The 6,870-nt window shown below is 37.4% G+C and carries 7 protein-coding genes; all 7 read right to left on the bottom strand.

The window, feature by feature from the left end:
* Window positions 1–2: 2 nt before the first annotated feature.
* The 7 genes from LEP1GSC190_RS07405 to LEP1GSC190_RS07375 all read right to left on the bottom strand — a co-directional run bounded on the left by LEP1GSC190_RS07405 (window position 3) and on the right by LEP1GSC190_RS07375 (window position 6,641).
* The gene (locus tag LEP1GSC190_RS07405) at window positions 3–455 is read right to left on the bottom strand and encodes a single-stranded DNA-binding protein (RefSeq protein ID WP_036036053.1); all 453 of its coding nucleotides are present in this window, start codon (window positions 453–455) and stop codon (window positions 3–5) included.
* A complete protein-coding gene (rpsF, locus tag LEP1GSC190_RS07400; protein WP_002762875.1) occupies window positions 448–723 on the bottom strand; it encodes a 30S ribosomal protein S6 in 276 nt (91 codons plus the stop codon). The genes LEP1GSC190_RS07405 and rpsF overlap by 8 nt, the downstream gene beginning before the upstream one ends.
* Before the next feature lie 65 nt (window positions 724–788).
* Window positions 789–2,294, bottom strand: coding sequence for a CapA family protein (locus LEP1GSC190_RS07395; RefSeq protein ID WP_036048042.1), 1,506 nt, complete (start codon window positions 2,292–2,294; stop codon window positions 789–791).
* A 1,181-nt stretch (window positions 2,295–3,475) separates the two neighbouring features.
* A complete protein-coding gene (locus LEP1GSC190_RS07390) occupies window positions 3,476–3,910 on the bottom strand; it encodes a TA system VapC family ribonuclease toxin (protein ID WP_004280174.1) in 435 nt (144 codons plus the stop codon).
* A gap of 1 nt (window position 3,911) precedes the next feature.
* Window positions 3,912–4,166, bottom strand: coding sequence for a hypothetical protein (locus tag LEP1GSC190_RS07385; RefSeq protein ID WP_036047959.1), 255 nt, complete (start codon window positions 4,164–4,166; stop codon window positions 3,912–3,914).
* A gap of 192 nt (window positions 4,167–4,358) precedes the next feature.
* Complete coding sequence (locus tag LEP1GSC190_RS07380) at window positions 4,359–5,753, bottom strand: DASS family sodium-coupled anion symporter (protein WP_002762897.1); 1,395 nt, start codon at window positions 5,751–5,753, stop codon at window positions 4,359–4,361.
* A 39-nt stretch (window positions 5,754–5,792) separates the two neighbouring features.
* Window positions 5,793–6,641, bottom strand: coding sequence for a glycosyltransferase (locus tag LEP1GSC190_RS07375; protein WP_004280173.1), 849 nt, complete (start codon window positions 6,639–6,641; stop codon window positions 5,793–5,795).
* Between the last annotated feature and the right edge of the window lie 229 nt (window positions 6,642–6,870).

Raw genomic sequence — 6,870 nt, 5'->3', positions numbered from 1 at the left:
CATTAAAACGGTATGTCGTCGTCTCCATCTGGTGCAGGAGGGTTATAATATTCCGGAGAGGGTGACGAACTTCCCCCGAATGTTGAAGATCCGCCGGAAGAAGATCCACCCATCGAATTAGAATCGTCTTTGGAGCCTAAAAGTTGGAAATTCTCCACAACGATGCGAATTCGAGATGCTTTTTTACCTTCCGGTGTTTCCCATGTGTCCTGCTTTAATCTTCCTTCAATGGCAATCTGTTTTCCCTTTTTGCAATATTGTTGAATGATATCGGCCGGTTTCCCCCAGACTTCACAATCGAAAAAATGGGACTCCTCTCTTTTTTCTCCGTTAGACACATAGGTCCTACCATTGGCCAAAGAGAAATTTACAAGAGAAGTACCATTGATCGATTTGAACTCTGGGTCCCGCGTTAAACGACCGACCAGAGTCACTCTATTGATATCATTAGCCATTGAGGCGAACGACCATGGAACGAAGGATGTTCTGATTGATTAAAAATTCTTTTTCCACTTTTTCAATGGCACTCGGCTCGGCGCTGCATTTGTAATGATGGAAAATGCCCTGTTCTTCGTGTTTGATCGGATGCCAGAGTTTTCTTTGGCCCCAATCTTCGTCAGCGGTAACGCTCACGGAAAATTTCTTCAAAGTATCCTGAACTTCGGACTTTGCAACTTCCCGAGAGCTCACACGTGTAATAGTGGTGAGTTCGTAGTTTCTCAAAAGTTTCTCCTATGGTTATAAGCCCGCCTACGATTTGCGACGAGCAGAAGAACCGATAATTTAGCCTATTTTTTGCGCCGAAAGACCGGGGTCAAGGGAGAATTTGTCGGAAGATCTAGAAACGCTCTGTCTCCTTCGATTCGAAATTGAGTACCGAATTCCGCCGAAAGAACCGCGATTTCATGTAGGAACTCCTGTGCTTCCTGACCTATTACCGGTCGGATCCTATGATCTTCTTTTTGAAATTTTCCGAAAATCGGAACGAGCTCTACCCGCTCCAAGCGGTTACGACGGATATGGAAAATCGCAACTAAGTTGTGGTTAAGGTAGGAATTTCTACTTCCGAAAATCAAATTTCCCAAAGAATAGAGAATTACCCCACCTCTGTAAATCTCGACACCCTGCGGAATGTGAGGATGATGGCCGATCACAATCTTTACGCCAGAATCAATCAAAGTCCTTGCAATTTTCCTCTGGTCGGGAGTCGGAAAGGGAGAATACTCAATTCCCCAATGCAAGGAAACAATCCGAATCGGAGAAGAATGATTTTTAAAACGGGAAGAATGTTTTTCAAGAAACGTCGCCTGCAAAGAAGAAAGCAGAAAAGGAGCCACACCCGACTTCGTGTGAGTCGCGTAGTGAGATCGTTCGGCAATCGCAGTCACGGAATGAACACGTAGGTCCGTACCTTTCAAACTTAAATTTAGAGGATTCAGGACCTGCGGGAGTTTCTTTCCTGCACCCACGTTAAGTATATTATTTTTATTTAATATACCAAGAGTCTCGTCCATTCCTCTTTGACCGTGATCGAAAGAATGATTATTTCCAAGGAAAACCATATCTACTCCCAAAAATTTGAGAGAATCCAAATCTTTTTCATGAGCGGTAAAAATATAAGCTTTTTTAGATTCTTCCGTTTTGGAGGCAACGACAGGAGTTTCCAGATTGACCATTCTAAAGTCAGCCTCGCTAAAAAGGGATTTTAGACCTTTTACGGGCGCAATTTCTCCGTGTTTTTGAATCGTATCTCGGATCCCCCAATTAAACATAACGTCTCCTCCCGCAAGAACTTTGAGTAATTCCGGATCGTGATTATGCTCTGGATGTAAAACGGAATCGATCTTGTCTTGAAAAACCGCGAGAGCCGACGGGGAATTTGTCTCGGAATCTTTGACAGAAGAATCTTTTAAAAATTCGGGAGAACAGGAAATGGATAAAAAGAAAAATATCAGAATCCATCCTAATAAAAGAAACTTAGGAGTCACTCTCATCGTCACAACTCGGACCGTAGAATGCGACATGAGAACATACTGAATCGTATTTGGAAATTTCTGACGATTTATACGACGCTGTAGAGCGTCCTTGCATTTGAGAATCCAAAAAATTAAAAAAGCCGAGAAAAAAAATCCTGACGTAAGTTCTGACAGGAAACAGTAAAGTTTTCCATTTGATGCCCTAAAAAGACGAATCAAATGCTTCGAAAAATAAAACCGATTTCGGCTTTTTCGATTTCGAACTCTTAATACTGGATTTTTAAAAATTTCAAGGATCTGAAAAAGAGAAAAAAACACTGAGGATAAACTATCAATCTTATTCAAGATTGGAAAGATTTTTTTTTAGAATCAAATGCGAAACACTTTTGAATCTGCCCCCCTTTAAATCAAACGTAAAAAGATAAATTCAATCGTATATTCGTAGGTCAGTTCTATCAAGAATCTATAGATTTCTTTTCTACAAATTTTTTTTACAAAAGTTCAGGTCAATCCCAAGAAAAAATTTAAATTTTTTCAGGTACTTTTATCCTCATATCGAAATCTCTAAAATGAGATTTTATCTTTAGGGCAACCTCTATAAAATACAATTATTTGTAAAGGATATCCGCCCAGTGAAAATTGATTGAACCTGAATCTAACCTTTTAAGTAAAAGATCTACCTTTAAAAAATAGAACTATCTCAACAATACTTTATCTTTGTTTAAAATACTGATTATTCTAAAACATTCTTGAGACGGAGACGGTTTCTAATAAAAAACAGGACTGAGTTTAGACAAAATAATTCGAAATCGATTTTATAATTCATAAAATGTTTTTTTCGTTCTAACATCTCCAAAATTACTTTCCATGTTTTTTATTTCTTCACATCACAAATCCAAAAAAGAACCACGTAACATTCTATTTTTCGAGCCAAGGATTCAAAAAACTTCTTCGTAACTGAGTTTTGATTCAGAATTTTTGAAGATTTTTACTGAGCGAATTCTCGATCCTCCAAAACCAAAAACAGTTTAACGAAAAAAAACGATACATTTTGGAACAAATTTTTATTTAACCTTAACTAAATTCCGGACTCCCATCAATGATTCTTTTTTTAAGAAAGAACTCGTCTCAAAATCTTAAAAAAAATATTTCTAAACGATCCAGCAAGTTTCTAAAAAACGTGGGAGTTCCTACAGATTACTCAACATTGGCGGTTTTTCCCGTCGCTTAATAATTCCTACATTTTGAAGTTTTGAGACGGGTTCTAAGGATTAGTTCTAAAACCTTAAATGTGAGAACTAAAAAACGAAAAACCCGTTAGAAAGTACATAAAATATCCAATCTAGAAACTACTGCATTTTTTGTACAAACTTACTGTAAATATTATAACTGACTTATTTTAAGGTTTTGGAACAGGCTTCAAACTTTATATCCCTTTCGATCTTTTCAAAATAGAAGGGAAAAATTCGTCAAAAAATTCTTTCATAAAGAGTAGAAAGTTAAGTTGCGATCAATTCCAAATATTCTTTTCCACGATCAACCGCATCGTATGGAATTTTAGAATCGAAGGTGGCGAATCTTACCTTATGGCTAACACTCAAAGCCAAAAGGTAAATATCCGTAAGTTGTTTCGACTTTACGGAGACGATATTGAGATAAAAGGACGGAGAATCAATAGAAATGTTATCCGGAATAAATCGATGACCCTTTACCTTTAAGAGAGAGTGTAAAATCGCCGAAGCAACCTCTATCCCTCCCGGACTTCCTGGATAGGAAGAACGACTTATAATCCGCACCAATGCGTTTTGAGTGATCGGACAAGTGGCCCAACTGTTTTTCGCTTTTCGATCGAACCATTGCCATGTTTTTTCATGAAAGATATGATTGGAATCGCTCAGAGCAACTAAAACGTTTACATCCAAAAGATATCCCATTCTAACCTTCTTCCTTTCTGATCGTATTAATAATTTCGTTAGTTACTTTTATCCCCTTCTTTTTAGAAAGTACGGGCCATCCGTAACTATTGGTTGCAAATTTAGACGCTACCTTTTCTCTTTTTACCGCCTCTGCCATTTTTAGATTATGCTCTAAGGCTTCAATAAACAAAGCTCTCATGGATATCCCCCTTTCGGCGGCTTTCACTTTCGCCTTTTTATACAATAGATCTGGTATTTCCAATGTAGTCTTCATTACATTTTTACTGTCCCATAAATATGGGTTCTTTCAAGTAATTTTCGCGTTTCATAAATCTTTTTCAGATCTAACTTTTAAAAACCTTAATTTAAAAAAATCGACTATAAAAATAAAATCAATAATCGATTTGAAAAAATTTACAAAGGAGAGAAGCCGAGGAGAGTGTGCAACAAATTATAGAAATATAAATTATAAAAATGCAAAATATGTGGACAAAACAACAATTAAACCGAAAATTCCGACTGGCAAACCAGCACAAATCATATCCTTGATTTCAAATCCCCCGACCGAATATGCGATCGCATTTGGAGGAGTGCTTACAGGAAGAGACATGGCTAGAGAAGCGGCAAGAGCAATCCCAAAACATATTTCCAAAAGATACGCGTTTGATCCGGGAAAAAGCACCTCAGAAAGCGGAAACGCAAACGGAACCAGAAGATTTGTCGCAGCGGTGTTCGACATAAAAGTGCTCAACAAAAGAGTCAGGATACAAAGAAAAAACAATACACTTATTGCATATTCCGGTTTTGTAATAGGCCTTAAGATTCCCGAAAACCAGGGACCCATTCCACTCTGCTGAAAACCTACTCCGATACCGATTCCACCCGTAATCAGAATTAAAACGGACCAATCCAAAGAGTTTATATCCTTCTCGTTCAAAATTCCGAATGTAGGAAATAGAATCAAAGGAAGAAGTGCGACAACTCCCGCCGGAACTCCGTGTAAATTTTCGGTAAACCAAAGAACAACTGTTCCCAAAAAAATTATCGAAGTAACTCTAAACGAAAAGGATTTAGCTCCCCCTTCCGGTTCTTGAAATTCTACTACTAAGTCCAAGGAATTCTTTTGCGGAAATAATTTCAAAAGAAGGAACCAAGTGAATAAAATTAAAACGACTACGAGAGGAACCGCAAAAAACATCCAAGTTCCGAAGGGAATGATAATACCTTGTTGTCTAAGAATTCCCATCGCGATGATATTCGGAGGAGATCCGATCGGGGTCCCCACTCCTCCTATGTTCGCCGCAAACGGAATTCCCAGGATCAATGCTTTTCGAAATGGTTCTTTTTCCGGTAAAATCTGTAACAAAGGAAAAGAAAGGGCGATCATCATAGAAGTGGTCGCCGTATTGCTCATCCACATTGATATAAATCCGGTTGTGAACATAAAACCGAGAAGCACTTGATGACTCTTCACCCCAAATTTACGAATGATCCGGTTGGCAAAAAAACGATCTAATCCCGTCTTTACGCAGGCTTTTGCTAATACGAAACCACCCAAAAACAACATAATCGAAGAATCCGCCAAAGAAGAAAGAAAGATTGCAATGGACGGATTTTTATTTTGAGGAAATACAAAACCAGGAATGCCGATAGGGTTTGCCAAAAAAATAATTTCCAAAAAGATCACGAGAATCGAAGTGGCGTATCCAGGAATCGGTTCGGTCACCCAAAAAACAGCGGCCAAAACGAAAATACAGATCATAATGGCAATGCTTAAAGGAAATACAAAACGGATCTGAACGAAAAATAAAATTCCAACTAAGAGCAAAGTTCCAATAATCAAAATTAAGTTGCGTTTCACTTGGATATTTAAAATATAAAAATAGAATTTTATAATGTTCTAAATTAACTTCCAGCCGAATTTCGTAAAAAATCGGCATGCGGAAACAATAAAAAGCCTAATATGCAAAAAACCTTTCTTAGAAGAGTTTCCGCCTTTGTGAAAAATTCGGATCTTCGGGAAGTAATCCTTACGGTTCAAACGCATCGAAAGATCAAAATCCTCAAAATACAAAAAAAATCTTTCGTCAAATCCACCGATTTTCTGTAAAGATTTGGTCTTTGCAAAGATAAAACAACCACTTATGAGAGGTACATCTTCCTGAGTTTGATTCCAATTCTTTTCCCTTAGGTCGTATCGGTTTAAGTATTTTCGAAATATTTTTTTTAAAACATTCGGCGCAAAAGACCTCAAAAATAATACAAAAACGGTAGGATAAGATTTTACTAAAAATTGTATATTACGTTTTTCATCAGAACCACTCTCCCAATCCCAAACGGATGGAACCACCGCATCGCAGCCTGGATGTTCTTCCAGATAACGAACACATAGATCCAATGTTTCCGGAATCATTTTGATATCTGGATTGAGAACCAAATGAAATTTCGTATTCGATTTTAAAATGGAACGGTTATTTGCCACTCCATAACCCGGATTTTCGGGGAAATGAACGTATCGAAATTCGACATGATTCTGAAACGAAGGCTCCTTCGCACAACCGTCTAATATCGCTTCTACTTCCTCTCCGTATACGGGAGAATTGTCCAAGACGTCAATTTTATATCGAATCGTTTTTGAAGTGAGAGAGATTTGATATACGATCGAGTTCAGAAGCGAAAAAAATGATTCTTTAAAAATAGATAAATTCGGTTTATATAATACGATAGAAACGGTAATTCCAAATTCCAAAATTCAGTCCTTTCAGTTTAAAATTCTTCTTTTGTGTCTTTCCCCAAACGAACCTGAAGCTAAAATCAGAGCCATATTATAACAAAACAATTTGGAACTTTTAATTTTCTTGAAATTCCTATACAGAATCTCATGCAAAACAGTAAGAAATTTCTTAAACGAATCAAAAATAATTTCATACGTCGTTCTAGCTTTTATATGAATAAAAATTAAGACAAAATGGCGCCCC

It is taken from the genome of Leptospira mayottensis 200901116, assembly GCF_000306675.2.
Classification (GTDB): Bacteria; Spirochaetota; Leptospiria; order Leptospirales; family Leptospiraceae; genus Leptospira; species Leptospira mayottensis.
Note: the sequence above shows the minus strand (reverse complement) of the source record. Positions and strands in the feature narration are given on the sequence as shown.

What these genes read in the sequence shown, in the direction of transcription:
- LEP1GSC190_RS07405 (WP_036036053.1), bottom strand. Translation starts at nt 455, where the DNA reads ATGGCTAATGATATCAATAGAGTGACTCTGGTCGGTCGTTTAACGCGG.
- LEP1GSC190_RS07390 (WP_004280174.1), bottom strand. Translation starts at nt 3,910, where the DNA reads ATGGGATATCTTTTGGATGTAAACGTTTTAGTTGCTCTGAGCGATTCC.
- LEP1GSC190_RS07385 (WP_036047959.1), bottom strand. Translation starts at nt 4,166, where the DNA reads ATGAAGACTACATTGGAAATACCAGATCTATTGTATAAAAAGGCGAAA.